The sequence below is a fragment of the Chelatococcus sambhunathii genome (assembly GCF_001418005.1).
GTDB lineage: Bacteria > Pseudomonadota > Alphaproteobacteria > Rhizobiales > Beijerinckiaceae > Chelatococcus_A > Chelatococcus_A sambhunathii.
The window spans coordinates 428,738-454,867 of the sequence record NZ_LIOL01000002.1 but is presented as its reverse complement, the minus strand read 5'-3'; the positions used below and the strand labels follow the sequence as shown (position 1 = coordinate 454,867).

Annotated in this window: 26 protein-coding genes and 1 riboswitch; of the genes, 20 read left to right on the top strand and 6 right to left on the bottom strand. The window is 67.8% G+C overall.

What is annotated here, in order from left to right:
- Nucleotides 1–10: 10 nt before the first annotated feature.
- From ASC46_RS05675 to ASC46_RS05665, 3 genes are all read right to left on the bottom strand, one after another.
- Complete coding sequence (locus tag ASC46_RS05675) at nucleotides 11–622, bottom strand: anthranilate synthase component II (protein WP_055458306.1); 612 nt, start codon at nucleotides 620–622, stop codon at nucleotides 11–13.
- A gap of 88 nt (nucleotides 623–710) precedes the next feature.
- On the bottom strand, nucleotides 711–2,231 hold the full coding sequence (trpE, locus tag ASC46_RS05670; protein WP_055458305.1) for an anthranilate synthase component I: 1,521 nt from the start codon (nucleotides 2,229–2,231) through the stop codon (nucleotides 711–713).
- A 6-nt stretch (nucleotides 2,232–2,237) separates the two neighbouring features.
- Nucleotides 2,238–4,151 carry a peptidylprolyl isomerase gene (locus tag ASC46_RS05665; RefSeq protein ID WP_055458304.1) on the bottom strand — a complete coding sequence of 638 codons (1,914 nt, stop codon included), beginning with the start codon at nucleotides 4,149–4,151 and terminating at the stop codon, nucleotides 2,238–2,240.
- Between the two features lie 150 nt (nucleotides 4,152–4,301).
- Between ASC46_RS05665 and tpiA the strand changes: the two genes are divergently transcribed.
- From tpiA to ASC46_RS21585, 9 genes are all read left to right on the top strand, one after another.
- On the top strand, nucleotides 4,302–5,066 hold the full coding sequence (gene tpiA, locus ASC46_RS05660) for a triose-phosphate isomerase (RefSeq protein WP_055458303.1): 765 nt from the start codon (nucleotides 4,302–4,304) through the stop codon (nucleotides 5,064–5,066).
- A gap of 124 nt (nucleotides 5,067–5,190) precedes the next feature.
- On the top strand, nucleotides 5,191–5,610 hold the full coding sequence (gene secG / locus ASC46_RS05655; RefSeq protein ID WP_055458302.1) for a preprotein translocase subunit SecG: 420 nt from the start codon (nucleotides 5,191–5,193) through the stop codon (nucleotides 5,608–5,610).
- A 174-nt stretch (nucleotides 5,611–5,784) separates the two neighbouring features.
- The gene (locus ASC46_RS05650; RefSeq protein WP_055458301.1) at nucleotides 5,785–7,413 is read left to right on the top strand and encodes a CTP synthase; all 1,629 of its coding nucleotides are present in this window, start codon (nucleotides 5,785–5,787) and stop codon (nucleotides 7,411–7,413) included.
- 48 nt (nucleotides 7,414–7,461) lie between these two features.
- Entirely contained in the window at nucleotides 7,462–7,866 is a 405-nt protein-coding gene (locus ASC46_RS05645) for a DUF350 domain-containing protein (RefSeq protein ID WP_019403639.1), read from the top strand.
- A gap of 83 nt (nucleotides 7,867–7,949) precedes the next feature.
- On the top strand, nucleotides 7,950–8,792 hold the full coding sequence (gene kdsA / locus ASC46_RS05640; protein WP_055458300.1) for a 3-deoxy-8-phosphooctulonate synthase: 843 nt from the start codon (nucleotides 7,950–7,952) through the stop codon (nucleotides 8,790–8,792).
- A gap of 97 nt (nucleotides 8,793–8,889) precedes the next feature.
- Nucleotides 8,890–8,988: riboswitch (TPP riboswitch) on the top strand.
- A complete protein-coding gene (gene thiO, locus ASC46_RS05635) occupies nucleotides 8,977–10,146 on the top strand; it encodes a glycine oxidase ThiO (protein ID WP_055458299.1) in 1,170 nt (389 codons plus the stop codon). Its footprint overlaps the riboswitch before it by 12 nt.
- Nucleotides 10,143–10,373: a sulfur carrier protein ThiS gene (thiS, locus tag ASC46_RS05630; RefSeq protein WP_055458298.1), complete on the top strand. Its 231-nt coding sequence runs from the start codon at nucleotides 10,143–10,145 to the stop codon at nucleotides 10,371–10,373. Before thiO ends, thiS begins: the two co-directional genes overlap by 4 nt.
- A gap of 1 nt (nucleotide 10,374) precedes the next feature.
- Nucleotides 10,375–11,172: a thiazole synthase gene (gene thiG, locus ASC46_RS05625; protein WP_055458297.1), complete on the top strand. Its 798-nt coding sequence runs from the start codon at nucleotides 10,375–10,377 to the stop codon at nucleotides 11,170–11,172.
- Nucleotides 11,173–11,175: 3 nt separating this feature from the next.
- A complete protein-coding gene (locus ASC46_RS21585; protein WP_055458296.1) occupies nucleotides 11,176–11,961 on the top strand; it encodes a thiamine phosphate synthase in 786 nt (261 codons plus the stop codon).
- On the opposite strand, the gene queF is transcribed toward ASC46_RS21585, so the two are convergent.
- The gene (queF, locus tag ASC46_RS05615; RefSeq protein ID WP_055458295.1) at nucleotides 11,943–12,401 is read right to left on the bottom strand and encodes a preQ(1) synthase; all 459 of its coding nucleotides are present in this window, start codon (nucleotides 12,399–12,401) and stop codon (nucleotides 11,943–11,945) included. The two genes, ASC46_RS21585 and queF, sit on opposite strands and share 19 nt — an antisense overlap.
- 197 nt (nucleotides 12,402–12,598) lie before the next feature.
- Between queF and eno the strand changes: the two genes are divergently transcribed.
- The 9 genes from eno (at nucleotide 12,599) to ASC46_RS05570 (ending at nucleotide 22,074) form a co-directional block, all read left to right on the top strand.
- Entirely contained in the window at nucleotides 12,599–13,882 is a 1,284-nt protein-coding gene (gene eno / locus ASC46_RS05610; protein WP_055458294.1) for a phosphopyruvate hydratase, read from the top strand.
- Between the two features lie 195 nt (nucleotides 13,883–14,077).
- Nucleotides 14,078–14,401, top strand: coding sequence for an FtsB family cell division protein (locus ASC46_RS05605; protein WP_055458293.1), 324 nt, complete (start codon nucleotides 14,078–14,080; stop codon nucleotides 14,399–14,401).
- Between the two features lie 188 nt (nucleotides 14,402–14,589).
- Nucleotides 14,590–15,657 (top strand): pyruvate dehydrogenase (acetyl-transferring) E1 component subunit alpha, encoded by a 1,068-nt coding sequence (gene pdhA, locus ASC46_RS05600; RefSeq protein ID WP_055458292.1) that lies wholly within the window; start codon nucleotides 14,590–14,592, stop codon nucleotides 15,655–15,657.
- Nucleotides 15,658–15,758: 101 nt separating this feature from the next.
- The gene (locus ASC46_RS05595; protein ID WP_055458291.1) at nucleotides 15,759–17,159 is read left to right on the top strand and encodes a pyruvate dehydrogenase complex E1 component subunit beta; all 1,401 of its coding nucleotides are present in this window, start codon (nucleotides 15,759–15,761) and stop codon (nucleotides 17,157–17,159) included.
- Nucleotides 17,160–17,174: 15 nt separating this feature from the next.
- A complete protein-coding gene (locus ASC46_RS05590) occupies nucleotides 17,175–18,545 on the top strand; it encodes a pyruvate dehydrogenase complex dihydrolipoamide acetyltransferase (protein WP_055458290.1) in 1,371 nt (456 codons plus the stop codon).
- A gap of 54 nt (nucleotides 18,546–18,599) precedes the next feature.
- Nucleotides 18,600–20,039, top strand: coding sequence for a dihydrolipoyl dehydrogenase (lpdA, locus tag ASC46_RS05585; RefSeq protein WP_055458289.1), 1,440 nt, complete (start codon nucleotides 18,600–18,602; stop codon nucleotides 20,037–20,039).
- Between the two features lie 19 nt (nucleotides 20,040–20,058).
- Complete coding sequence (locus tag ASC46_RS05580) at nucleotides 20,059–20,439, top strand: GlsB/YeaQ/YmgE family stress response membrane protein (protein WP_245280477.1); 381 nt, start codon at nucleotides 20,059–20,061, stop codon at nucleotides 20,437–20,439.
- A 190-nt stretch (nucleotides 20,440–20,629) separates the two neighbouring features.
- Nucleotides 20,630–21,589, top strand: coding sequence for a lipoyl synthase (gene lipA, locus ASC46_RS05575; RefSeq protein WP_055458287.1), 960 nt, complete (start codon nucleotides 20,630–20,632; stop codon nucleotides 21,587–21,589).
- Between the two features lie 8 nt (nucleotides 21,590–21,597).
- Nucleotides 21,598–22,074, top strand: coding sequence for a type II toxin-antitoxin system RatA family toxin (locus ASC46_RS05570; RefSeq protein ID WP_055458286.1), 477 nt, complete (start codon nucleotides 21,598–21,600; stop codon nucleotides 22,072–22,074).
- A gap of 7 nt (nucleotides 22,075–22,081) precedes the next feature.
- On the opposite strand, the gene ASC46_RS05565 is transcribed toward ASC46_RS05570, so the two are convergent.
- Together ASC46_RS05565 and ASC46_RS05560 are read right to left on the bottom strand one after the other, a co-directional pair.
- Nucleotides 22,082–22,579 carry a CinA family protein gene (locus ASC46_RS05565; protein WP_055458285.1) on the bottom strand — a complete coding sequence of 166 codons (498 nt, stop codon included), beginning with the start codon at nucleotides 22,577–22,579 and terminating at the stop codon, nucleotides 22,082–22,084.
- On the bottom strand, nucleotides 22,576–23,787 hold the full coding sequence (locus ASC46_RS05560; protein ID WP_055458284.1) for a bifunctional 2-C-methyl-D-erythritol 4-phosphate cytidylyltransferase/2-C-methyl-D-erythritol 2,4-cyclodiphosphate synthase: 1,212 nt from the start codon (nucleotides 23,785–23,787) through the stop codon (nucleotides 22,576–22,578). The genes ASC46_RS05565 and ASC46_RS05560 overlap by 4 nt, the downstream gene beginning before the upstream one ends.
- 182 nt (nucleotides 23,788–23,969) lie before the next feature.
- Here ASC46_RS05560 and dusB point away from each other — a divergent pair, with 182 nt between their 5' ends.
- Complete coding sequence (gene dusB / locus ASC46_RS05555; protein ID WP_055458283.1) at nucleotides 23,970–24,974, top strand: tRNA dihydrouridine synthase DusB; 1,005 nt, start codon at nucleotides 23,970–23,972, stop codon at nucleotides 24,972–24,974.
- A gap of 38 nt (nucleotides 24,975–25,012) precedes the next feature.
- A complete protein-coding gene (locus tag ASC46_RS05550) occupies nucleotides 25,013–26,122 on the top strand; it encodes a two-component system sensor histidine kinase NtrB (RefSeq protein ID WP_055458498.1) in 1,110 nt (369 codons plus the stop codon).
- The last annotated feature ends 8 nt before the right edge of the window (nucleotides 26,123–26,130 follow it).

The window sequence follows — 26,130 nt, the reverse complement described above, 5'->3', positions numbered from 1 at the left end:
CGGTGCTCCGTCAGCTCGTTCTTGCGGGGCGCCCGGTCTCATTCCAGCGCGCGGCGATATCGAGGAAATTGCGCATTATGGTCGCGCCGTGCTCTGAGAGGATGCTCTCGGGGTGGAACTGCACGCCGTGGAGCGGCAACCGCCGATGCGCCATGGCCATGACGAGGCCGTCCTCGCTCTCAGCGGTGACGGCGAGGTCGGCCGGGCAGTTCTCGCGCGCCACGATGAGCGAGTGGTAGCGCGTGGCCTCGAATGGGCCGTTGATGCCGCGGAAGAGGCCCTCGCCCTTGTGATGCACGCGCGAGATCTTGCCGTGCATCGGCAGGGGCGCGCGCACCACCTCGCCGCCGAAGGCCTGGCCCATGGCCTGCAGGCCGAGGCACACGCCGAACATGGGTACGCTCGGCGCAGCCTTCTCGATGAGCTCGAGGCAGATGCCCGCCTCGTTGGGCGTGCACGGACCGGGCGAGAGGACGATGGCATCGGGGTCGAGCGCCAGCACCTCGTCGGCGCTGATGGCGTCGTTGCGGCGCACGTCGATCGCGGGGCCGAGCGCCCCGATGAGGTGCACGAGATTCCAGGTGAAGGAATCGTAATTGTCGACGAGAAGGATGCGGAGCATGCGCGTGGCTTTCTGAGAGTCAAAGCTTTGCCCGTCGGGGCAGTGGTGGGTCAAGCCTCCAGAAGCCGGCGCCATCGCTCCCGTCTCATCATTGCCCCCGTCGTGCGCGCATGGCGAAGCGTACCGCATCCTCGGCGGCGCGGAACTGGGCTTTCGCCTTGCTGATGCATTCCTGCTGCTCGAATTCCGGGTCGGAATCATAGACGATGCCGGCGCCGGCCTGCACGGCCATGCGCCCGTCCTTCACCACGGCGGTGCGCAGCACGATGCAGGTGTCCATCTCGCCGTCGGCGCCGAAGTAGCCGATGCAGCCGGCATAGGGCCCGCGCTTCTCCTTCTCCAGTTCGTCGATGATCTCCATGGCGCGGACCTTGGGCGCGCCGGAGACCGTGCCGGCCGGAAAGCCGGCGACGAGGGCGTCGAGCGCGTCGCGGCGCGGATCGAGCCGGCCTTCGACGTTCGAGACGATGTGCATCACTTGGCTGTAATATTCGAGGAAGAAGCTGTCGGTGACCGTCACCGAGCCGATCTCGCTGACGCGGCCGACGTCGTTGCGGCCGAGGTCGAGCAGCATGAGATGCTCGGCCCGCTCCTTCGGGTCCGCCAGCAGCTCCTCGGCGAGCGCCTTGTCCTCCTCGGGCGTCGCCCCGCGCCGGCGCGTGCCGGCGATGGGCCGGATGGTGACCTTGCCGTCGCGCACCCGCACGAGGATCTCCGGGCTCGAGCAGACGATCTGAAAGTCGAGGAAATCGAGATAGCAGAGGAAGGGCGAAGGGTTCAGCCGCCGCAGCGAGCGGTAGAGCGACAGCGCCGGCAGCGTGAACGGCGCCTCGAAGCGCTGCGACAGCACCACTTGGAAGATGTCGCCGGCGGTGATGTATTCCTTCGCCCGCGCCACCATGGCCTTGAATTCTTCCGGCGTGGTGTTGGAGATGGGCGCCGGCGCCGCGATGGCGGTGGGATCGAGGCGTGCATCGTGGGGCAGGGGGCGCTCCAGCGCCTCGAGGGCGGCGTCGAGTCGTGCCAGCGCAGCCTCGTAGGCCGCTCGGGCGGAAACGCCCTCCTTCGGGCGCACGGGCGTGACGAGCGAGAGTTCGTCCCTGACGGCGTCGAAGACCGCCATGACCGTGGGGCGCACCAGGACCGCATCCGGCAGGTCCAGCGCATCGGCTGGCTGGTGCGGCAAGCGCTCCATGAGGCGCACCATGTCGTAGCCGAGATAGCCGAAGATGCCCGCCGCCATCGGAGGCAGGTCGCCGGCGAGCGGGATGCGGCTCTCGGTGATGAGGGCTCTCAAGCTGTCGAGCGGGGCTGCGGCCTCCGGCACGAAGTCCTGTGGCCGGTTGAGGGCATCCCGGTTGATCTCGGCCCGCCCGTTCCGGCATCGCCAGATGAGGTCGGGCCTGAGGCCGATCATGGAATAGCGGCCGCGCACGGCGCCGCCCTCGACCGACTCGAGCAGGAAGGCGGGCGCCTGCCCGCCGTCCGTGAGCTTGAGGAAGGCTGCGACCGGCGTCTCGAGATCCGCGACCAGCGTCGCGCTCACGACGCCTGCCGCGCCTTTCTCGTAGCCGGCGGCGAAATCCTCGAAAGAAGGTGTCGGCTGCATGGCGGCTCAGAACTCGCCGCTGGTGCCCAGCGCCGTGCGCAGGGCCTGCTGGTTGATGCGCACGTCGAGCTCGCTCTGCAGGCTGGCGACATATTCGCCGAGGACGTCGTCCGTGATCGCCGTCGCGAGCTGGCCCTGCAGGCGCTCCGCCTCCTGGGTCGAGGTCACGAACGCCGGCACCGTCGCCGCCGTCACCTTGAAGACGACGCGGCGGTCGCCGTCGCCGATCCCGGCCGAGGCGGCCTTGCCGGCGTGGACGGAGAAGGCCTGGGTCACGACATTGGCCGGCAGGCCGTCCTGGGCCTGGCCGCGGGCGAGGCCTTCCGCGGTCCTTGCCTCGAGCGAGAGCTCGGTAGCGATGGCCTCGATGGTTTCGCCCTGGTCGAGCCGGGTGACGATCTCCTGCGCCTTGTCCGACAGGCGCCGGGCGATCTCGTCGACCCGCCACTGGGCGGCGACGTCGGCGCGCACCTCGTCGAGGGTGCGGTCGCGTGCCCCCTCTACATTGGTCACGTCGTACCAGAGATAGCCGCCATCGGCGAGGCGCAGCGCCTCGTTGTCGGCTCCGATATCGGTCTCGAAGGCCAAACGTAGCAGGGCCTCACGCTCGGGAATATCGGCGACGGGCTGCCCGTCCTTGCCGTTGCCGCCCCGGTCCAGCGGGCCAATGGTGCGTGCGTTCAGCGAGAACTCCCGCGCGATCTCGGTGAGCGGCTTGCCGGCGATGCGCTGGTCCTCGATGCGGTCGTGCGTCTCGTCCAGGTGCGAGCGCGCGCGCTCGATGGCGATCTCCCGTTTGATCTCGTCGGCGACTTCCGCGAAGGGCCGCACAGCGGCGGGCGTGACCTCGGCAGCGCGCACGAGCACGACGCCGAAGCGGCCGCTGACCGGCGTGCTCACCCCGCCCGGAGCGAGGGCGAAGGCCGCTTCCGCCACCGCCGGATCGATCATCTGCTCGCGGGTGAAGGTGCCGATCTCGATGTCCTCCGGCCGCACGCCGCGCTCCGCGGCAATATCGGCGAAGGAGGCGCCGGCGAGGATTTTATCGTGCGCGGCCTTGGCCTCTTCCTGCGAGGGGAAGGACAGCTGCTGCAGCTTGCGGGTCTCGGGCCTCGTGAAGCGGCGGGCCTTCTCCTCCTCATAGCGCGCCGTGGCATCGGCGTCGGATACCTCGCCGGGCTTGGCGAGATCCTCAGGCCCCAGCGACAGAATCGAGACGGTGCGGTATTCCGGCGCGCGGAAGGCAGCCTTGCGTTCATCGAAAAAGGACTGCAGCGCAGCCTCCTCCGGCGCGTCGACGTTGCCGGCCAGGGAGGCGGGCAGTTCGACATAGGCGATGCTGCGGCGCTCGGCGCCGTAGCGATGGATGGCCTCGCGCATCGCGAGGGGCGGCACGATGGCGCCGGTGAGCGCATCGGCCAGCTGGCGGCGGGCGAGCACGGCTTGCTGCTCGGTGATGAAGGCCTGCTCCGTCAGGCCGTTGGCGCGCAGGATGCTGTCGAAGGCGAGGCGGTCGAACTGGCCGCTGGCGTTGCGGAAGGCAGGATCCTTGACGATGGCTTCGCCCGCCGTGTCGCGCGAGACGGCGAGGCCGAGCTCGGATGCGCGCTCGTCGAGCGCCGCTTCCGCGATCAGTCGGCCGAGGAGCTGCTGCTCGAGGCCGAGCGCCCGCGCCTGGTCGGCGGTGATGGAACGGCCGAAGCGACGGGAGAGCTGCTGCAGCTCGTTCTGGTAGGCGGTGCGCACCTGCTCGACGCCGATTTCACGGTTGCCGACAGTGGCGACGGTGTTGACGCCATAGCCGCGGAACACGTCGCCGATACCCCAGATCGCAAACGACAGGATGAGAAGGCCGAAGAGGATGCCCACGACGAGCTTGCCGAGCCAGCTCTTGCCGAGATTGCGAAAACCCTGAAGCATGTCGATCCGGTTCCAGTCCCTGAGATTTCAGGAGGGCGATGGCCCTCGCGAAGGCGGCGGATCATAGATAGACACACCGCCTCCCGCAATGTCGCGCGTTGCTCCGTTTTCCGTCCTCTGTTAGTCCACCCGCAAACGGAGGCAGGACGGATGACGACGGAACGACCGCGCCCGCTCGTGGCGGGCAACTGGAAGATGAACGGCACGCGAGCCGCCACCGAGACCTTCAGCGCGATTCTCGAGGGTTACGACGCCGGCCTGCGCAGCAAGGTCGATCTGCTCGTCTGCCCGCCCGCGACGCTGATCTACCTCTTTGCCGTCGCGGCTGTCGGCACGCCCGTCAAGGTCGGCGGGCAGGACTGCCATGCCGCCACCCATGGCGCCCACACCGGCGATATCTCGGCGGCGATGCTGGCCGACGTCGGCGCGAGCTACGTTATCGTCGGCCATTCGGAACGGCGCACGGACCACGGTGAAACCGACGAGATGGTCAAGGCCAAGGCCCGGGCCGCGATCACGGCGGGACTGACGCCGATCGTCTGCGTAGGCGAGACGCGCGAGGAGCGCGACGCCGGCCGTGCGCTGGCGGTGGTCGGTGCCCAGCTTGCCGGGTCGATGCCGGAAGAAGCGGCGCGCGCGCCGGTGGTCGTTGCCTACGAGCCGGTTTGGGCCATCGGCACCGGGCTGACGCCTACGGTTGTCGACGTCGCCGAGATGCACGGCTTCATCCGCCAGAGCCTCGTCGACCGCTTCGGCGCGGCCGGCCGCAACATGCGCCTGCTCTACGGCGGCTCGGTCAAGCCGGGCAACGCGCGCGAGCTCCTCGGCGTCGCCGAGGTCGACGGCGCCCTCGTCGGCGGCGCCAGCCTCGTCGCGGAGGATTTCCTGGCGATAGCGCGTGCCTATATGGCGTGAGGGAGTGATCGTCCGCAGACGCGGCGATGCGTCCTTTGATCCGCGGCGCGGGCTGTGCTAAAGGCCGCGCCAATTGAGTTTGCCGCCGCGCCTGGCTCGCTGCCGCGCGGCTCTGGAACAGAGCATGCTGACCGTCCTCATCGTCGTTCATCTCATCATCGTGCTGGCGCTCGTCGGCGTCGTGCTGCTCCAGCGCTCGGAAGGCGGAGGCCTCGGCATGGGTGGGGGCGGCGTCTCCGGCTTCATGACCGGCCGCGGCCAGGCCAACGTGCTGACGCGCACGACAGCGATTCTCGCTGCCGCCTTCTTCGCGACGAGCCTGCTCCTGTCCGTGCTTGCCGGCTACCAGGGGGCGCCGAGCTCCGTCATCGACCGCGTCGCGCCCGGTGCCGGCCAGAACGGGCCTGCCGCGCCAACCTCCGGCCCCGGTGTGCTCGAGGAGTTGCAGCGCCTGCAGGGCGGGCCGGCGCAAGACGCAGGCCAAGCACCGGCACAGCAGCCGCCGGCCCCGCCGGCCGGGCCGCAGGTGCCGACCTCACAATAATCGGCAACAGCGAGGGCCGGGCTTCCGGCCCTCTCCTTTTGTGGAACGGAGCTTGCAGGACGCGCGGCGCGCGCAGCAGGTCGGCGCGTGGCGGACAAGCCTTTGTTGATTCCGGTTGCCGCTTGCACGAGTCGCATTCCCGAATCGCACAGTTCGGAGTAAACGAGAGTCCCCATGGCACGATACGTTTTCATCACCGGCGGCGTGGTGTCGTCCCTGGGCAAGGGTCTTGCTTCGGCGGCCCTCGGTGCGCTCCTTCAAGCGCGTGGTTACAAGGTTCGGCTGCGCAAGCTCGACCCCTATCTCAACGTCGATCCGGGCACGATGAGCCCCTACCAGCACGGTGAGGTCTTCGTGACCGATGACGGCGCGGAGACGGATCTCGACCTTGGCCATTACGAGCGCTTCACCGGCCGCCCGTGTACCCGGGACGACAACATCACGACGGGCCGCATCTATCTCGACATCCTGACCAAGGAGCGGCGCGGCGACTATCTCGGCGCCACCATCCAGGTCATCCCGCACGTGACGAACGCCATCAAGGAATTCGTCATGCGTGGCAACGAGGATTACGACTTCGTCCTCGTCGAGATCGGGGGGACGGTGGGCGACATCGAGAGCCAGCCGTTCCTCGAGGCGATCCGCCAGCTTGGCCAGGAACTGCCGCGCAATCACGCCATTTTCGTGCACCTCACGCTGCTGCCCTTCATCCCCTCTGCCGGGGAACTGAAGACGAAGCCGACTCAGCACTCGGTGGCGGAGCTGCGCTCCATCGGCATCCAGCCGCACATCCTGCTTTGCCGCACCGATCGGCCGATCCCGAAGGAGGAGCGGAGAAAGCTCTCGCTCTTCTGCAACGTGCGTGAGAGCGCCGTGATCGAGGCGCGCGACGTCTCCTCCATTTATGACGTCCCCATCGCCTATCACGAGGAAGGGCTGGATGACGAGGTGCTCGCCGCCTTCGGCATCGAGGGGGCGCCGGCGCCCGACATCTCGCGCTGGAAGGCAATCTCCGAGCGCGTGCGCACGCCCGAGGGCGAGGTGACCATCGCCATTGTTGGCAAGTACACCGGCCTCAAGGATGCCTACAAGTCGCTCATCGAGGCGCTGCAGCACGGCGGCATCGCCAATCGCGTAAAGGTCAACCTCGACTGGATCGAAAGCGAGATCTTCGAGCGCGAGGATCCGGCGCCGTTCCTGGAGCACGTGCACGGCATCCTCGTGCCCGGCGGATTCGGCTATCGCGGCGCCGAGGGCAAGATCAGGGCAGCCGCCTTCGCTCGTGAGCGCAGGCTACCCTATTTCGGCATCTGCTTCGGCATGCAGATGGCGGTGATCGAGGCGACCCGCTCGCTTGCCGGCGTAAACGCCGCAAGCTCGACCGAATTCGGGCCGACGAGCGAGCCGGTCGTCGGCATCCTGACAGAATGGCTGAAGGGCAACGAGCTCGAGCGGCGGTCGGCCGAGGGCGACCTCGGTGGCACGATGCGCCTCGGCGCCTACGAGGCCCAGCTCACGCCAGGCAGCAAGGTGGCCAACATCTACGGCCGCACCCAGATTTCCGAGCGCCACCGCCACCGCTACGAGGTGAACATGGCATATCGCCAGCGCCTGGAAGAGAAGGGCCTGGTCTTCTCGGGCGTCTCGCCGGATGGGCTCCTGCCGGAGATCGTCGAGCTTGCCGGTCATCCCTGGTTCATCGGCGTGCAGTTCCATCCGGAGCTGAAGTCGCGGCCCTTCGAGCCGCATCCGCTCTTCAAGAGCTTCGTCGCGGCGGCCCTGGAGCAGAGTCGTCTCGTCTGACAATTCATCGCACGGGCTGGCGGCAAGGAAACGGGGCTGGGGGCGCCGATGGTGTTTGAATCGATCAACAATCTGCCGGATTTTCTGGTCGACTACCTCATCGCGCTCGTCCTTGTCCTCGTCTACATCGGCATCTACACCTTCATCACCGCGCACAACGAATTCGCGCTCATCCGCCGCGACGTCGCGGCGGCCAGCCTGTCCCTCGGGCTCAGCATCGTCGGCTTCGCGCTGCCGCTGTCGAGCGCCGTGGTGCACGCGCGCACCTGGCCGGACCTCGTGGTCTGGGGCCTCGTCGCCATGATCGTGCAGATCAGCGCCTACTGGCTCGTGCGCCTCGCGATGCCAAACCTGTCGCAGCGCATCGCCAACAACGAGATCGCGGCCGCGCTCTTTCTCGGGGCGGCTTCGCTGGCCGCCGGCATCCTTAATGCCGGTGCGATGACGTTCTGAATGACCTTCAGAGGCGGGCGGACGCAATTCGGCCTTTCTCCTGCGCCATCGAGCGCCGTTCTTCACCTTTCCGGGCGGGAAACATGAGCGCCAACGCAACCGTCAAGATCGGCAACGTCTCCTTCGGCAACCACCTGCCGCTGTCGATCATCGCAGGGCCGTGCCAGCTTGAGAGCCGTGGCCACGCGCTGGAGATGGCGATGGCGCTGAAGGAGATCTGCACCCGACTCGGACTCGGCCTCGTCTTCAAGACCTCCTTCGACAAGGCCAACCGCACCTCCGCCGGCGCAGCCCGCGGCGTCGGCCTTGCGGCCGCCCTTCCGATATTCGCCGAGATCCGCGAGAGCTTCGGCCTGCCGGTGCTGACCGACGTGCATGATGCGGCCCAGTGCGCACCTGTCGCGGAGGCGGTTGACGTGCTGCAGATCCCGGCTTTCCTCTGCCGGCAGACGGACCTCCTCGTCGCGGCCGCAAAGACGGGCCGGGCGGTCAACATCAAGAAGGGCCAGTTCCTCGCCCCTTGGGACATGGCGAACGTCGTCGCCAAGGTCACGGGTGCTGGCAATCCCGACGTGCTGGTGACGGAGCGCGGCGTCTCCTTCGGCTACAATACGCTCGTCTCGGACATGCGGGCGCTGCCCATAATGGCCGGGACGACGGGTGCCCCCGTCATCTTTGACGCCACCCACTCGGTGCAGCAGCCCGGCGGCAACGGCACGTCCTCCGGCGGGCAGCGCGAGTTCGTGCCGGTGCTGGCACGCGCAGCCGTGGCCGTCGGCGTCGCCGGCCTCTTCATCGAGAGCCACGAGGACCCGGACCGCGCGCCGTCCGACGGTCCCAACATGGTGCCGCTGAAGGAGATGGAGGGCCTTCTGGCGGAACTGAAGGCCTTCGACGTGCTGGCAAAGAAGCGGGCTGCCCGCTGAGGTTATCCTGAAAAACTGATTCGCCTTGTGAGAAGCGCGCCGCTGCCGGGCAGTCATTACCGGACTTGCAGCGGCGCGCTTTTTGTCGTGTATATGACACGTCGGCCTGGGGTGCCGCACGGCAGTGCGGCTGAGATCACACCCATCGAACCTGTCTGGATCATGCCAGCGTAGGGAGCAGCCGGTGAGCGCAGAAGCATCATCGCGACCGGATAAAGTCATCATCATCGGCGGAGGTGTCATCGGCCTCTCCATCGCCTGGCGTCTCGCCGCGCGGGGTGTCGACGTCATTCTTTTCGAGGCAGGCCGCTGCGGCACGGGCGCGAGCCATGCCGCCGCAGGCATGCTGGCCGCCTGCGCCGAGGTGGAGCCGGGCGAGGAGCAGCTGCTGTTCCTCAACCGCGCGAGCCAGGCGCTGTGGCCCGACTTTGCCCGAGAACTGGAGGCGGCGAGCGGCCTTGCCGTCGATCTGCGCACCGAAGGCACGCTCGTCTGTGCCTTCTCGGCCGACGACCAGGCGCGGCTGTGGCACCACCTCGCCTTGCAGGAACGGCTCGGCCTGCCCGTGTCGTGGCTCGATGCCGCCGAGGTGCGGCGCCGCGAGCCGTTCCTCAGCCCCGGTATCGTCGGCGGCCTGTGGAGTCCCGAGGACCATCAGGTCGACAACCGCAAGCTGGCCGCCGCCCTGCATGTGGCTGCCGGGCGGGCCGGCGCGGCGATCCACGAGGACAGTCCGGTCGAATCGGTCATCGTCGAAGACGGACGGGCGCGCGGCGTTGTCGCCCGCGGCCGGCGGATCGATGCCGACGTCGTCATCCTTGCCGCCGGTGCCTGGTCGCGGCGCATCGCCGGCCTGCCGCGCGCCGCCCTGCCGCCGGTGCGGCCGGTCAAGGGCCAGCTTGTGGCGTTGCAGATGGATCCGGCTGCACCCGTCCTCAGCCATGTGACCTGGGTGCCGGGCGCCTATCTCGTGCCGCGCCGCGACGGGCGCCTCATCATCGGCGCCACGGTGGAGGAGAAGGGGTTCGACACCCGCATGACGGCCGGCGGCCTCCTCGCGCTCCTCGACGCCGCCTGGCGGGCCCTGCCGGTCGTCGAGGAACTGCCGATCGCCGAGACCTGGGCCGGCCTCAGGCCCGGCAGCCGCGACGACGCGCCGATCCTCGGACCGGGTGAGCTTGCGGGCCTCGTCTACGCCACCGGCCACCACCGCAACGGCATCCTGCTCACGCCGGTCACCGCCGCCGTGGTCGCCGACCATGTCCTCAACGGGCGGCTCGCCGATGTGGCGCGCCCCTTCACCCTTGCGCGCTTTCAGGCGCGCGCCGATGCGCCGAGCGAGGTTTCGTCATGACGAAAGCATCCTCCGTCGCGCTGCCGCGCATCCGCGTCAACGGCGCGGACGAGCCGCTGGCGGCCGCAACGATCGCCGAATTTCTCTCGCAGCGCGGCATCGACCCGGCCGGCCCCGGCCTCGCGGTCGCGCTCAACGGCGCGGTCGTGCCACGCGCGCAGTGGCAGGACGAGCACCTGAACGAGGGCGACAGGATCGAGATCGTCCACGCACGCCAGGGAGGTTGAGATGAACGTCGTCGAACAGGGCCCGCGCGCGGCCGACCCGCTCGTCATCGCGGGGCGCAGCTTTTCCTCCCGGCTGTTCCTCGGCACGGCCGGCTATCCCAACCAGAAGGTAATGTTGGACGCGATTGCCGCGAGCGGCACCGAGCTCGTCACCGCCTCCATCCGCCGGCTCGACCTGTCGAACCCGGAGGAGGGGATCGTCGACCTCATCGCCGGCCGTGCCGACCTCCTGCCGAACACGGCCGGCTGCCAGACGGCGCGCGACGCCGTCCTGACGGCCGAACTGGCGCGCGAGGCGCTGGAGACGAACTGGGTAAAGCTCGAGATCATCGGCGACCGGGAACTGCTCTACCCGGACGTCGAGGAACTCCTCAGCGCCACGGACGAACTGGTGCGCAAGGGCTTCGTCGTCATGGTCTATTGCAACGACGATCCCGTCACCTGCCGCAAGCTCGCCGATCTCGGCGCCGCCGCGGTCATGCCGCTTGGCTCGCCCATCGGTTCTGGCCTTGGCATCGCCAATCCGCATCTCATCGAGCTCATCACGGCGCGCTCGCCCGTGCCGGTGGTGCTCGACGCCGGCATCGGCACGGCCTCGGATGCGGCGCTCGCCATGGAGCTGGGCTGCGCCGCGGTTCTCCTCAACACGGCGGTATCGAGGGCGAACGATCCCGTCGCCATGGCGCGCGCCATGCGCCATGCCGTCGAGGCGGGCCGGCTCGCCCACCGGGCCGGGCGTATCCCCAGGCGCCGCTATGCCGAGCCGTCGAGCCCGCAGTTCGGCCTCGTCGGATCCTGATCCGTGGCCCTGCCGCAGCCGCCGCTGCTGCTCGTCACCGATCGCCGGCAGGCGAGGGGTGAGCTTGTCGCCATCGTCTGCGCAGCGGTCGCCGGCGGCTGCCGCTGGGTGAGCCTGCGGGAGAAGGATCTGGCGGAAGACGAGCAGGTCGCTCTGGCGCTGCGCTTGAGGGATGCGCTGCCAGACGATCTCTGTTTGACGGCGCATGGCTCGGTGGAGGTGGCGCGGCAGGCCGGGCTCGACGGCGTGCATCTGGCGGCCGGCGGCGACGCGCGCGGAGCAAGAGAGAGGCTGGGCCGGGCATACTCCCTCCCCCCTTGCGGGGGAGGGTTGGGGAGGGGGGTGATGCCGCCTGGCGAGCCGCCGGCACCCCTCGGCGCGCCCCCCACCCCCAGCCCCTCCCTGCAAGGGGGAGGGGAGCAGGGCGTGCCAGGCTTTACGGGTGCTCCCCATACGCTGATCGGCATGTCCGTCCACTCGCCTGACGAAGCGCACACGCTCAACCCCGGGACCGTCGACTACGTGATTGCCGGCCCCTTCGCCGAAACCGCGAGCAAGCCCGGCTACGGCCCGGCGCTGGGCGTCGAGGGTCTTGCCGCCATCGTCCGCGCCAGCCCCGTGCCCGTGATCGCCATCGGCGGCATCGCCGCCGCCAATGTGGGCGTCTGCCTCGCAGCAGGCGCCGCCGGCATCGCCGTCATGGGCTCCATTATGCGGGCGGCGGATCCCGCCGCGGAAATGGCGCGTCTCGTCGCGGCGCTGGCCGGCGCTCAGCCGCGCGGGCGGTAGGGCGGCACGCCCTGGTCGGGCAAAAAGAGGCCCGCAGGCGGCGCGCCGGTCTGCCAGAAGACGTCGATCGGGATGCCGCCACGCGGGAACCAGTAGCCGCCCACGCGCATCCAGCGCGGTACGAGCAGCTCCGACAGCCGCTTGCCGATGTAGACCGTGCAGTCCTCGTGGAAGGCGCCGTGGTTGCGGAAGGAGAACATGAACAGCTTCAACGACTTCGATTCGACCAGCCACTCCCCTGGAACATAGTCGATGACGACGATGCCGAAGTCCGGCTGGCCGGTGACCGGGCAGATCGAGGTGAACTCGGGGCAGGTGAAGCGCGCCACGTAATCCGTGTCGGGATGCGGGTTCGGCACACGGTCGAGCACCGCCTCCTCGGGCGAGGCGGGCAGGGACGCCGGCTTGCCCAGCTGCAGCGATTCGTGCTGTTGCGCCATATGTCGATCCTCGTGTCGTCCTCATGCCCCCGCGGGGAGGGCTGTCGCACCAGTGTCGCGCCGGCGCAAGAAAAAATGCATCCTGCCGCCTTCGCCGATCGATGGGGAGCCGCCAGCCGATTGCCACTGTTCCACGCGATGCTCTAAAAGCCGGAGCCACGGCAGAGCCCCGTGACGAGCCAGGGAGAAAGAGCCCCATGACCGCCATTATCGACATCGTCGCCCGCGAGATCCTCGACAGCCGCGGCAACCCGACGGTGGAAGTCGACGTGATCCTCGAGGACGGCTCCATGGGCCGCGCCGCCGTGCCGTCCGGCGCCTCGACCGGCGCCCACGAGGCGGTGGAGCTGCGCGACGGCGACAAGAGCCGCTACGGCGGCAAGGGCGTCCGCAAGGCTGTGGCCGCGGTCAACGGCGACATCTTCGACGCCCTCGGCGGCATGGACGCCGAGGACCAGGTCAAGATCGACGAGACGATGATTGCTCTCGACGGCACGCCGAACAAGGCCAAGCTCGGCGCCAACGCCATCCTCGGCGTCTCGCTCGCCGTGGCCAAGGCAGCCGCCGAAGCAGCCGGCCTGCCGCTCTATCGCTATGTCGGCGGCACCTCGGCGCGCCTCCTTCCGGTGCCGATGATGAACATCGTCAACGGCGGTGCCCATGCCGACAATCCCATCGACTTCCAGGAATTCATGGTCATGCCGGTCGGCGCACCGACCTTCGCGGATGCGGTGCGCACCGGCTCGGAGATCTTTCATACGCTCAAGAAGGCGCTGAAGGACGCTGGCCACAACACCAATGTCGGCGACGAGGGCGGCTTCGCGCCCAACCTGCCGTCGGCGGAGGCCGCGCTCGATTTCGTCATGAAGGCCATCGAGGCCGCGGGCTACAAGCCTGGCGAGGATGTGATGCTGGCGCTCGACTGCGCCGCTACCGAGTTCTTCAAGAACGGCGCCTATGTCTACGAGGGCGAGGGCACGACGCGCGATCCCGAGGCCCAGGCGAAGTATCTCGCCAAGCTCGTCGCCGATTATCCGATCGCCTCGATCGAGGACGGCATGGCCGAGGATGACTGGGCGGGCTGGAAGGCCCTGACCGATCTCATCGGAGCGAAGTGCCAGCTCGTCGGCGACGATCTCTTCGTCACCAACGTCAAGCGCCTTGCAGAAGGCATCGCGAAGGGCACGGCCAATTCCATCCTCGTCAAGGTCAACCAGATCGGCTCGCTCACCGAGACGCTCGCCGCCGTCGACATGGCCCACCGTGCCGGCTACACGGCCGTGATGTCGCACCGCTCCGGCGAGACGGAGGACGCGACCATCGCCGATCTCGCCGTCGCGACCAACTGCGGGCAGATCAAGACCGGCTCGCTCGCCCGTTCCGACCGGCTCGCCAAATACAACCAGCTCATTCGCATCGAGGAAGAGCTCGGCAAGCAGGCGGTCTACGCGGGCCGCACGGCGCTGAAGGCGCGCCGCTGAGGTAAGGATCGCCGATGTTCCCCTCCCCCTTGCGGGGAGGGGTAGGGGTAGGGGTCTTGACGAGACACATGGCGCATTTCGTCCTACGTGCGCTCCCCCCTCCCTAATCCTCCCCGCTAAGGGGGAGGGAACAGCGCGCTTTCCGGGGCACTGGCCCTTAATGTATCCTTAACCATGGGCTTCCATGCTCGCTCCATGGTTATTCGCAAACGCCTTCGCTCGGTCCTCATCCCGCTCGTGCTCTACGGTGTATCGAGCGCGGTGGTCGGCTATTTCGTCGTCCACGCGCACAGCGGCGCGCGCGGGCTCGAGGCCAGACAGTCGTTCGAGGCGGAAATCGCGGAGCTCAAGGGCGAGCTTGCAGACTTGAAGGAACGGCGCGGCGAGTGGGAGACACGCATCGCCCTCATGCGCGCCCAGTCGGTGGATCGGGACATTCTAGAGGAACTGGCGCGTGAAGAGCTCGGTTTCGTGCATCCCAACGATGTCGTCGTGATGTTGCCGGCCCAGAAGCACTGAAGGCGTGCGGAAAAGTCGCTACGGCGGGTAGTCGAGGTTGCTTAACCGGAGTCGGGTTAACTGAAAAAACGACACTGATATCAGCCGGTTAGTTTCAAACGTATCCATTTATCCTGTGCCGATGGGGCTCGCCTTCGGCGCGCGGCTGCGCTACAACACCGCTCAACAACCCCGTTGGGAGGATGTTCATGGCTGTAGCCGCTCGTAAGGCATCGCGCTCGGATGCCGCGCCATCTGCCGCAAAATCGCGTACTGCAAGAAAGACGCAGTCGCAGGCTCCGAAGAAGGGCGCGGCGGGCTTCACGAAGGAACAGGATCTCTTCGCCTATCGCGAAATGTTGCTGATCCGCCGCTTCGAGGAGAAGGCGGGGCAGATGTACGGCATGGGCCTCATCGGCGGCTTCTGCCACCTCTACATCGGCCAGGAGGCCGTGGTCGTCGGCATGCAGATGGCCACGAAGGAAGGCGACCAGGTCATCACCGGCTATCGTGACCACGGCCACATGCTGGCCTGCGGCATGGATTCGAAGGGCGTCATGGCCGAGCTCACCGGCCGCCGCGGAGGATACTCCAAGGGCAAGGGTGGCTCGATGCACATGTTCTCCAAGGAGAAGCACTTCTACGGTGGGCATGGCATCGTCGGCGCCCAGGTCTCGCTCGGCACCGGCATCGCCTTCGCCAACCGCTACCGCAAGAACGGCAACGTCTGCCTGACCTATTTCGGCGACGGCGCCGCCAACCAGGGCCAGGTGTACGAGAGCTTCAACATGGCCGAGCTGTGGAAGCTGCCGGTGGTCTTCGTCATCGAGAACAACCGCTACGCCATGGGCACCTCGGTCTCTCGCGCCTCCGCGCAGACCGATTTCTCCAAGCGCGGCGCCTCCTTCAACATTCCCGGCGAGCAGGTGGACGGCATGGACGTGCGTGCCGTCATGGCTGCCGGCGAGCGCGCCATCGAATGGGCCCGGTCCGGCAAGGGTCCCTACATCCTGGAAATGCAGACCTACCGCTACCGCGGCCACTCCATGTCCGATCCGGCGAAGTATCGCTCGAAGGACGAGGTGCAGCGCATGCGCGAGGAGCATGATCCGATCGAGCAGGTGCGTCGCCGCCTCATCGATCAGTGGAAGCTCAGCGAGGACGAACTGAAGGCTGTCGACGCCAAGGTGCGTGAGATCGTCAACGAGGCGGCCGAGTTCGCCACGAACGATCCCGAGCCCGACGTCACCGAGCTCTACACCGACATCCTGAAGTAGGGCCGGCCGCCCCGTCGCCGTGTCCGCCCGGTGCGGATGCGGCCGGGCGGGGTAGAGCCGCCGCTTCGATCGCCCGTAATGCTTTGCTCCGAGATCGCCCCATGCCCATCGATATCCTGATGCCCGCGCTGTCCCCCACGATGGAGAGCGGCAAACTGTCCAAATGGCTCAAGAAGGAAGGTGACAGCGTCAAGTCCGGCGACGTGATCGCCGAGATCGAGACGGACAAGGCCACCATGGAGGTGGAGGCCGTCGACGAGGGCGTCCTCGCCAAGATCCTCGTCGGCGAAGGCACCGAGGACGTGGCCGTCAATACGCCGATCGCCGTCATCGCCGGCGAGGGCGAGGATGCCGGCAGCGTCGCCAACAGCACCGCTGCCACGCCCGCGGCGCCTGCGCAGGCGCCGGCCGGCGAGGCGCCGCAGGTCTCGGCCAAGCAGCACGAGGCCCCCGTCTCGGCCGTCGCGGCCCCCGCGGTGGTGAGTGCCCAGCCCGATCCCGAGGTGCCCGCCGGCACCGAGATGGTGAAGATGACGGTACGTGAGGCGCTGCGCGACGCCATGGCCGAGGAAATGCGCCGCGACGAGGCCGTTTTCGTCATGGGCGAGGAGGTCGCCGAATACCAGGGCGCCTACAAGGTCACGCAGGGCCTCCTGCAGGAGTTCGGCGCCGACCGCGTGGTCGACACGCCGATCACCGAGCACGGCTTCGCCGGCCTCGGCGTCGGGGCGGCCTTCACGGGCCTCAAGCCGATCGTCGAGTTCATGACCTTCAACTTCGCCATGCAGGCGATCGACCAGATCATCAACTCGGCGGCGAAGACGCTCTACATGTCGGGCGGCCAGCTCGGCTGCCCCATCGTCTTTCGTGGCCCCAACGGCGCCGCCGCCCGCGTCGCGGCCCAGCACAGCCAGGACTATGCCGCCTGGTACAGCCACATCCCGGGCCTGAAGGTCGTCGCGCCTTATACGGCGGCCGACGCCAAGGGCCTGCTCAAGGCGGCGATCCGCGATCCCAATCCAGTCATCTTCCTCGAGAACGAGATCCTCTACGGCCACAGCTTCGAGGTGCCGAAGCTCGACGACTACGTCCTGCCCATCGGCAAGGCGCGCATCGCCCGTGCCGGGTCGCACGTCACCATCGTCGCCTGGTCCATCGGCATGACCTACGCCCTGAAGGCAGCCGAGGAGCTTGCGAGGGAGGGTATCGAGGCCGAGGTCATCGATCTGCGCACCATCCGCCCGATGGACACCGACACCATCATTGAATCGGTGAAGAAGACAGGCCGCTGCGTCACGGTGGAAGAGGGCTGGCAGCAGTCCGGCGTCGGCGCCGAGATAGCCGCCCGCGTCATGGAGCGCGCCTTCGACTATCTCGACGCGCCGGTGCTGCGCGTTTCGGGCAAGGATGTGCCGATGCCCTATGCCGCCAATCTCGAGAAGCTTGCCCTGCCGTCGGTGGCCGAGGTGGTCGCCGCGGTCAAGGCCGTCGCTTACGCCTGACGCGGGGAGGGGCCCATGCCGATCAACATCCTGATGCCCGCCCTGTCGCCGACGATGGAGAAGGGCAATCTCGCCAAATGGCTCAAGAAGGAAGGGGATGCCGTCAAGTCCGGCGACATCCTCGCCGAGATCGAGACGGACAAGGCCACCATGGAGGTGGAGGCCGTCGACGAGGGCGTGCTGGCGAAGATCGTGGTGCCCGAGGGCACCAGCGACGTGCCGGTGAACGACGTCATCGCCGTTCTCGCCGCCGAGGGCGAGGACCCGAAGGCGGTTTCCGCCTCGGGCGGCGCGCCGACCAAGGAAGCTCCTAAGGAAGCTGCCAAGGAGCCCGCCAAGGCCGAGGCGCCCAAGGCTGAAGAGCCCAAGGTGGAGCCCACCAGGGCCGAAGCGCCGGCCCCCGCCGCCAAGGCCGGCCCCGCGCCGGTCGCCGACGGCAACCGCGTTTTCGCCTCGCCGCTCGCGCGGCGCCTCGCGAAGGAGGCGGGGATCGACATCGCCGCCATCGCCGGTTCCGGCCCGCACGGGCGCGTCGTCGAGCGGGACGTGAAATCCGCGCTCGCCGGCGGCGCCAAGCCCGCGGCAGCGGCCGTCCCCGCTGCTGCCCCGGCCCCCAAGACGGCACCTGCGCCCGCTCCGGCCGGCATGGGCGACGAGCAGATCAAGAAGCTTTTCGAGCCCGGCTCCTACGAGGAGGTGCCGCACGATTCCATGCGCAAGACGATTGCGCGCCGCCTGACGGAATCGAAGCAGACCATTCCCCACTTCTACCTGTCGGTGGATTGCGAGCTCGACGCGCTGCTCGCGCTGCGCGAACAGATCAACGCCGCCGCACCGAAGGGCGAGGACGGCAAGCCCGCCTACAAGGTCTCGGTCAACGACTTCGTCATCAAGGCGCTGGCCCTGTCGCTGATGCGCGTGCCGGACGCCAACGTCTCGTGGACGGACAACGCCATGCTGCGCCACAAGCAGGCGGATGTCGGCGTTGCGGTCTCGATCCCCGGCGGCCTTATCACGCCCGTGGTGCGCAAGGCCGAGACGAAATCGCTGTCCACCATCTCCAACGAGATGAAGGACTACGCGGCGAGGGCCCGCGCCCGCAAGCTCAAGCCCGAGGAATACCAGGGCGGCTCCACCGCCGTGTCGAACCTCGGCATGTTCGGCATCCGGGACTTCTCGGCCGTCATCAACCCGCCGCACGCGACCATCCTCGCCGTCGGCGCGGGTGAGAAGCGGGTCATCGTCAAGAATGACGCGCCCGCCGTCGCCACGGTGATGACGGTGACGCTGTCGACCGACCACCGCGCCGTCGACGGCGCGCTCGGTGCCGAACTGATCGCCGCCTTCAAGCAGCTCATCGAGAATCCGATGGGGCTGCTGGTCTGAGCCGCGAGCGCCACCAATCCCCTCCCGTGCAGGGAGGGGAGGAGAGAGCCTGACATGTCCAGCTACGACATCATCATCATCGGCGCCGGTCCCGGCGGCTACGTAACCGCCATCCGCGCGGCGCAGCTCGGCTTCAAGACGGCGGTGGTCGAGCGCGAGCACCTCGGCGGCATCTGCCTCAACTGGGGCTGCATCCCCACCAAGGCGCTGCTGCGCTCGGCCGAGATCTACCACTACGCCACCCATGCCAAGGATTACGGCCTCGTGCTCGAGGGCGCGATGAAGGTGGATACGGCGGCGGTGGTGAAGCGCTCGCGCGGCGTTTCCAGCCAGCTCAACACCGGCGTCGGATTCCTGCTCAAGAAGAACAAGGTCGACGTCATCTGGGGCGAGGCCAACATCACCAAGCCGGGCGAGGTCGTCGTCAAGGCGCCGACGAAGTCGGTCCAGGGCGCGCCCATCGAGGCGCCCAAGGGTGCGCAGCCGCCCGGCACCTATCAGGCCAAGCACATCATCGTCGCCACCGGCGCGCGCCCGCGCGTGCTGCCCGGCCTCGACCCGGACAAGAAGCTGGTGTGGACCTATTTCGAGGCCATGGTGCCCGAGAAGATGCCGAAGTCGCTGCTCGTCGTCGGCTCCGGCGCCATCGGCATCGAATTCGCCTCCTTCTACCGCACCATGGGCGCCGAGGTCACGGTGGTGGAGGTGCTGCCGCAGATCCTGCCCGTCGAGGACGCCGAGATCGCCGGCTTCGCGCGCAAGCGCTTCGAGAAGCAGGGCATCAAGATCCTGACTGGCGCCAAGGTGACGAAGCTCGACAAGGCGGCCGACAGCGTCACCGCCCATATCGAGGACGAGAAGGGCGCCAAGCAGACGATCACGGTCGATCGCGTCATCTCCGCCGTCGGCGTCGTCGGCAACATCGAGAACCTCGGCCTCGACAAGCTCGGGGTGAAGACGGAGCGCGGCTGCGTCGTCACCGACGGGCTGGGCCGCACCAACGTTCCGGGCATCTACGCCATCGGCGACGTCGCCGGCCCGCCGATGCTTGCCCACAAGGCCGAGCACGAAGGCGTCATCTGCGTCGAGACCATCAAGGGTCTGCCCACGCACGCCATGGACAAGGCGATGATCCCGGGCTGCACCTATTGCCACCCGCAGGTCGCGTCCGTCGGCCTCACGGAGGCGAAGGCCAAAGAGGCGGGCTACGATGTGCGCGTCGGCCGCTTCCCCTTCGTCGGCAACGGCAAGGCCATCGCTCTCGGCGAGCCGGACGGCCTCGTCAAGACCATCTTCGACAAGAAGACCGGACGCCTCCTCGGTGCCCACATGGTCGGCGCGGAGGTGACGGAGCTCATCCAGGGCTTCGTCATCGCCATGAACCTGGAGACGACGGAGGAGGAGCTCATCCACGCCGTCTTCCCGCACCCGACCTTGTCGGAGATGATGCACGAATCCGTGCTCGACGCCTACGGACGCGTCATTCACGTCTGAGGATCGTGCGCGCCGCACGATGAGCGGCGCGTACAGAACTTGTACCGACTCCTTGCTGTCGAGGCGAAGAGGAGCGATCCTTGGTTGCGCTCTTTTTCTCGATTGCAAGGGGGCATTCATGCAAGGGGTCGGTATTCTCGGAGTTCAAGGCATCAATCTTCTCTGGCTCATTCTTATCGGTATTCTGGCGGGCTTCATCGCCGAGAAGGTGATGAACCGCAACCACGGTCTCCTCACCAATCTCATCGTCGGCCTCATCGGCGCCCTGATCGGGCCGTCGATCCTCGGCGCGCTCGGCCTGATGCCGGCAGGCAGAAGTCTGTTGGTCAGCCTCGTCGTGGCAACGATCGGCGCCGTTGTGCTTCTGTTCCTGCTCAGCCTGATCAGGCGGCGATGGTAGCGTGCGATTTCACGCGCATAAAACGCCTGAGGTTCTGCGCGAGGAGGATATTGCACATTCTGCGCGCGGAGCCGTGCCTTGATGAAGGGCGCTTTGCCGCGCCCGAACTGGCTTGCCTACTTGCGAGACGGCCTGCAAATACATAACCAAGAGAGGTCGTCCGCGAGGGGCGACCCCGCGGAGATGTCTGATGGCTGTCGTTCTCGACCTGCTCAATCGCGACCCACGCCCGCGCCACCCCGAAAAGGCCCATCGGCCGGACCAGCCCGTGATGCGCAAGCCGGACTGGATCCGCGTGAAGGCACCGGGTTCGCCCAAGTGGGCCGAGACCAATCGCATCGTGCGCGAGAACAAGCTCGTGACGGTCTGCGAGGAGGCTGGCTGCCCCAATATCGGCGAGTGCTGGGAGAAGAAGCACGCGACCTTCATGATCATGGGGGATACGTGCACGCGCGCCTGCGCCTTCTGCAATGTCAAGACCGGCATGCCCCAGCCGCTCGACAGGGACGAGCCGGAGGGCGTCGCCAAGGCCGTCGAGAAGCTCGGCCTCAGCCACGTCGTCATCACCTCGGTCGACCGTGACGATCTCGCCGACGGCGGCGCGCAGCATTTCGCCGAGGTCATCGCCGCCATCCGCGCCCGCTCGCCGAAGACGACCATCGAGGTGCTGACGCCGGACTTCCTGCGCAAGGAAGGCGCGCTCGAGGTCGTGGTGAAGGCGCGGCCGGACGTGTTCAACCACAATCTCGAGACGGTACCGTCGAAGTACCTCAAGGTACGGCCGGGGGCACGCTATTTCCACTCGGTGCGCCTCCTTCAGCGCGTGAAGGAGCTCGACCCGACCATCTTCACGAAGTCCGGCATCATGGTCGGCCTTGGCGAGGAGCGGAACGAGGTGCTGCAGCTCATGGACGACCTGAGGGCGGCCGACGTCGACTTCCTCACCGTCGGCCAGTACCTGCAGCCGACGAAGAAGCACCATCCCATCGTCCGCTTCGTCACGCCGGACGAGTTCAAGGCCTATGAGACGACGGCCTATGCCAAGGGCTTCCTCATGGTGTCGTCGAGCCCGCTGACGCGCTCCTCGCACCATGCCGGCGAGGATTTCGAGCGGCTGAAGGCGGCACGCGCGGCCAGGCTGGGCGCCTGACGGGCATCATGCCGTCGTTTCGCAACAAGCGTCGCGTGCCGCACACGCCGGCGCAGATGTTCGACCTCGTGGCGGATGTGGAACGCTATCCCGCATTCCTGCCGCTGTGCGAGGCACTGCGCGTGCGCCGGCGCGCCGCCAGCGGCGAGGGGGTGGAGACCCTCGTCGCCGACATGACAGTCGGCTACAAGGCTATCCGCGAGACCTTCACGAGCCGCGTCACTCTCGACAGGCCGCGCATGCGCATCCTGGTTGAATATGTTGATGGGCCCTTCCGTCATCTCGAGAACCGTTGGGCCTTCCTTCACCTTGATAATGGTGGCTGTGAGGTGGATTTCTTCATTTCCTACGAGTTCAAGAGCATGGCGCTCGGCCTCGTCATGGGCGCGGTCTTCGAGCGCGCCTTCCACAAGTTCGCGGAAGCGTTCGAGGAGCGGGCCCGGGAGGTCTACGGCCGAGGCGGAAGCGTGGCTGCCCGGGCCTGAAGCCAGGTCAAGCCCCGGCACAGGCCTCTTCGAGCATCGTGAGGGCTACCGCCACCGACAATCGCCGCACCTCGGAGCGGCCGATGTCGCCCAAACGCTCCTCCCGATGGAGGACCTTGCCGGTACGCATGGCCACGGCGAAATGAACGAGGCCGACCGGCTTTGCCGCGCTGCCTCCGCCGGGGCCCGCGATACCGGTGACGGCAACGGCGAGATCGGCCCGCGAACGGGCGAGGGCGCCCGTGGCCATGGCCCGCGCCACCGGCTCGCTGACAGCACCGTGTTCGCCGATCAGATCCGCATCGACGCCGATGGCTTCGACCTTCGCCTCGTTGGAATAGGTGACGAAGCCGCGCTCGACGACGTCGGACGATCCGGCGATGGCTGTGAGCGCGCCGGCGACGAGCCCGCCGGTGCAGGATTCGGCCGTGGCGATCTTCAGGCCGCGCTGGCGGCAGGCCGCGAGCAGGGCCTCCGCCTGGGCGAGAATGGCACCGTCGATCATGCCTGTCCCTCCGAGGATGCCGGCAGGCGCACTGTGGCGCTCGCCTGGGCGGCGATGCCCTCGCGCCGGCCGGTGAAGCCGAGCCCTTCCGAGGTCGTCGCCTTGACGGAAACCTGCCCCGTGCCGATGCCGAGGATCTCGGCGATCCGTGCGCGAATGGCCTCGCGATGCGGCCCGATGCGGGGCCGCTCGCAGACGACGATGACGTCGACATTGTCGATGATGCCGCCGCGCCGGCGCACGCGCTCGCCGGCATCGCGCAGGAAGAGGTCGGAGGATGCGCCCTTCCACTGCGGGTCGGACGGGGGGAAATGGGTGCCGATGTCGCCCTCCGCGATGGCGCCGAGCAAAGCATCGGTTAGGGCATGCAGCACCACGTCGCCATCCGAATGGGCGACGATGCCGCGCTCGTGCGCGATGGCGATGCCGCCGATCATGATGTGATCGCCCTCGCCGAAGGTGTGCACGTCATAGCCGATGCCGAAGCGCACCGTCATGTCGCGCTGTGCCGACAGGCGCCGTTCCGCCTCAACGAAGTCCTCGCCGGTCGTCAGTTTCACGTTCCGCGCCTCTCCGGGAAAGATGTGGACGGTGCCGCCCGCCCATTCGGCGATGGCGCCGTCGTCGGTGAAGCCGTCGATGCCTCGCTCGGCGGCCGCGCGATGGGCGGCGAGAAGTGCGGGGAAAGCGAAGGCCTGCGGCGTCTGCACCGTGCGCAGCATGGCCCTGTCTGGCGTCTCGGCCACGCAGCCATCGGCGCCGACGACCTTGACCGTATCCGTCACTGCGAGACCGGGCACAGCCGCGCCGTAGAGCTCGGCGGCCGCGATCGCCCGGTCGATGAGCTGCGGCGAGAGGAACGGGCGCGCCGCGTCATGCACAAGGATGATGTCCGGCGCGCGCCCCATCTGCCCGGCAAGTGCCTCGAGGCCTGCGTGGACCGAGGCCTGCCGGGTCGCGCCGCCGAAGCCGGCCGGCAGCAGCTTGCCCTCGTGTTCGAGACCGCGTGCGATCTGGTTGTAGATGGCTTGGTCGTCGGGATGGATGACGCACAGGACCTTGGCGATGGCCGGATGACGCAGCATCGCCGCGAGGCTGTGAGCGACCAGCGGCCGCCCGGCCAGGAGCCGGTACTGCTTGGGTAGCGCGTGCGGGCGCGCCCGTGTGCCGCGACCGGCGGCGACGATGATGGCTGCAACGAGCGGCATCGAACGGCTCTCGACCTCTTCCACCGTCCACCCCGGTTGGGGCGAGACGAGTCCCGGCCGTTCTGATAAGGCGGCGGGGCGCTCAGCGCAAATGCACCGGGCTGCGGCGAACGAGCCTATTGTGCAGCGCAAGATTTTGCGCAATTTTGATGCAACGCTGTGTATGATCAAGAAATGGGCAGATGACTTTAGCGATCGGCTCTGTCGCAATCGACGGACGTGCTTTCCTCGCGCCCATGTCGGGCGTGACGGACGTCGGACTGCGCCGGCTGGCGCGCCGTTTCGGCGCCTCCCTCGTCGTGTCCGAGATGGTGGCCTCGCAGGAACTGGCGCGCGGCGACGAGGAAGCGCGCATGCGGGCGGAAGGCGAGGGCGTCTCGCCGCACGTCGTGCAGGTCGCCGGCTGCGATCCGCACTGGATGGCGGAGGGGGCCCGCGTCGCGGCGGAGGCGGGCGCCGACATCATCGACATCAACATGGGTTGCCCGGCGAAGAAGGTGACGGGCGGCTGGGCCGGCTCGGCGCTGATGCGGGATCTCGACCATGCCACACGGCTGGTGGAGGCCGTCGTCGCCGCCGTTCGCGTGCCGGTCACCCTGAAGATGCGGCTCGGTTGGGATGACGCGAGCCGCAATGCGCCGGAGCTCGCCCGCCGCGCCGAAGCGGCCGGCGTGCGCCTCGTCACCGTACACGGGCGCACACGCCAGCAGTTCTACAAGGGCAGCGCCGACTGGGCGGCGGTCGCGGCTGTGCGCGCTGCCACCTCCTTGCCCCTCGTCGTCAACGGCGACATCGCTGACTCGGCAGACGCCCGCGAGGCCTTGCGGCTGTCGGGCGCCGATGTGGTCATGATCGGCCGCGCCGCCGTGGGCCGGCCCTGGCTTGTCGGCGAGATTGCCCGCGATCTCGCCGGGGATGCCGGCCGGCAGGGCGGGGCACCCGACGCCGCGACGCGCGGCGCAGCTGCCATCGAGCATTATGAGACGCTTCTTTCACTCTACGGCCGCGAGATGGGTCTAAGGCACGCTCGCAAGCACCTTGCAGCCTATGCCGAACATGCCATCGCGCTCGGCAGCAAGCTCGCCCGCGTCGAGCGGGCGCGGATCGTCACCTCCGAGACCCCCCAACACGTCATCGCGGCGCTGCGCGCCATGTTTGCCGACGTGCCGCTCGAGGATGCCGCATGAACGCGCAGGAGATCGTCGCGAGCGAAGAGTTGCCGCTCATGAACAGAGGTTTCGAACAGGACGGCGATGCCATCGTCAATGTCCTGCCGCTTCCCGTCATCACGGTCGATGCCGAGGGGCTCATCACCCAGGCCAACATCGCCGCCGAGAGCTTCTTCGAGACGGGGCTCAACCTCCTGCGCCGGCAGCGCCTCAGCGAGCTTCTGCCGTTCGGTTCGCCGGTCATCGCACTCGTCGAGGAGGTGCGCCAGCGCGGGGCCAGCGTCAGCGAATACCGGGTCGACATCGGTTCGCCGCGTCTCGGCGGCTCGCGCATCGTCGACGTTTTCGCAACGCCCCTCGCCGAGCCGCGTGGCCGCGTCGTCCTGATGCTGCAAGAACGGACAATTGCCGAAAAAATGGACAGGCAGCTGACCCATCGCGGCGCGGCCCGGTCCATCACCGCGCTCGGCTCCATGCTGGCGCACGAGATCAAGAACCCGCTCTCCGGCATCCGCGGCGCGGCACAGCTGCTCGAAGCGACGGCCAACGAGAATGACCGCCTGCTCACGCGCCTCATCTGTGACGAGAGCGACCGCATCGTGAAGCTCGTCGAGCGCATGGAGGTCTTCGGCGAGGAGCGGCCGATAGAGCGTGGCCCCGTCAACATCCACGACGTGCTCGACCACGTGAAGCGGCTGGCGGTCTCGGGCTTCGCGCGCCATATCCGCTTCGTCGAGGAATACGACCCGTCGCTGCCACCGCTCTACGGCAATCGCGACCAGCTCATCCAGGTGTTGCTCAACCTCGTGAAGAACGCGGCCGAGGCAATCGGGCCGGACGCAGTCGACGGCGAGATCACGCTGGCCACTGCCTTCCGCCCGGGTGTGCGCATGCAGATCCGTGGCTCGGAAGAGCGGCTCAGCCTGCCGCTCGAGATCCGCGTGCGGGATAACGGTCCGGGCGTGCCGCAGGACCTCCTGCCGAACTTGTTCGATCCCTTCGTGACCACCAAGGCCCAGGGAACTGGCCTCGGTCTTGCTTTGGTTGCCAAGGTCATCGGCGATCACGGCGGCATCGTCGAGTGCGAGTCCGCCCCGCGGCGTACGACCTTCCGCCTGCTGATGCCGATGCTTCTCGCCCATGACGGGCGGGCAACAAGGACATGATGGGATAA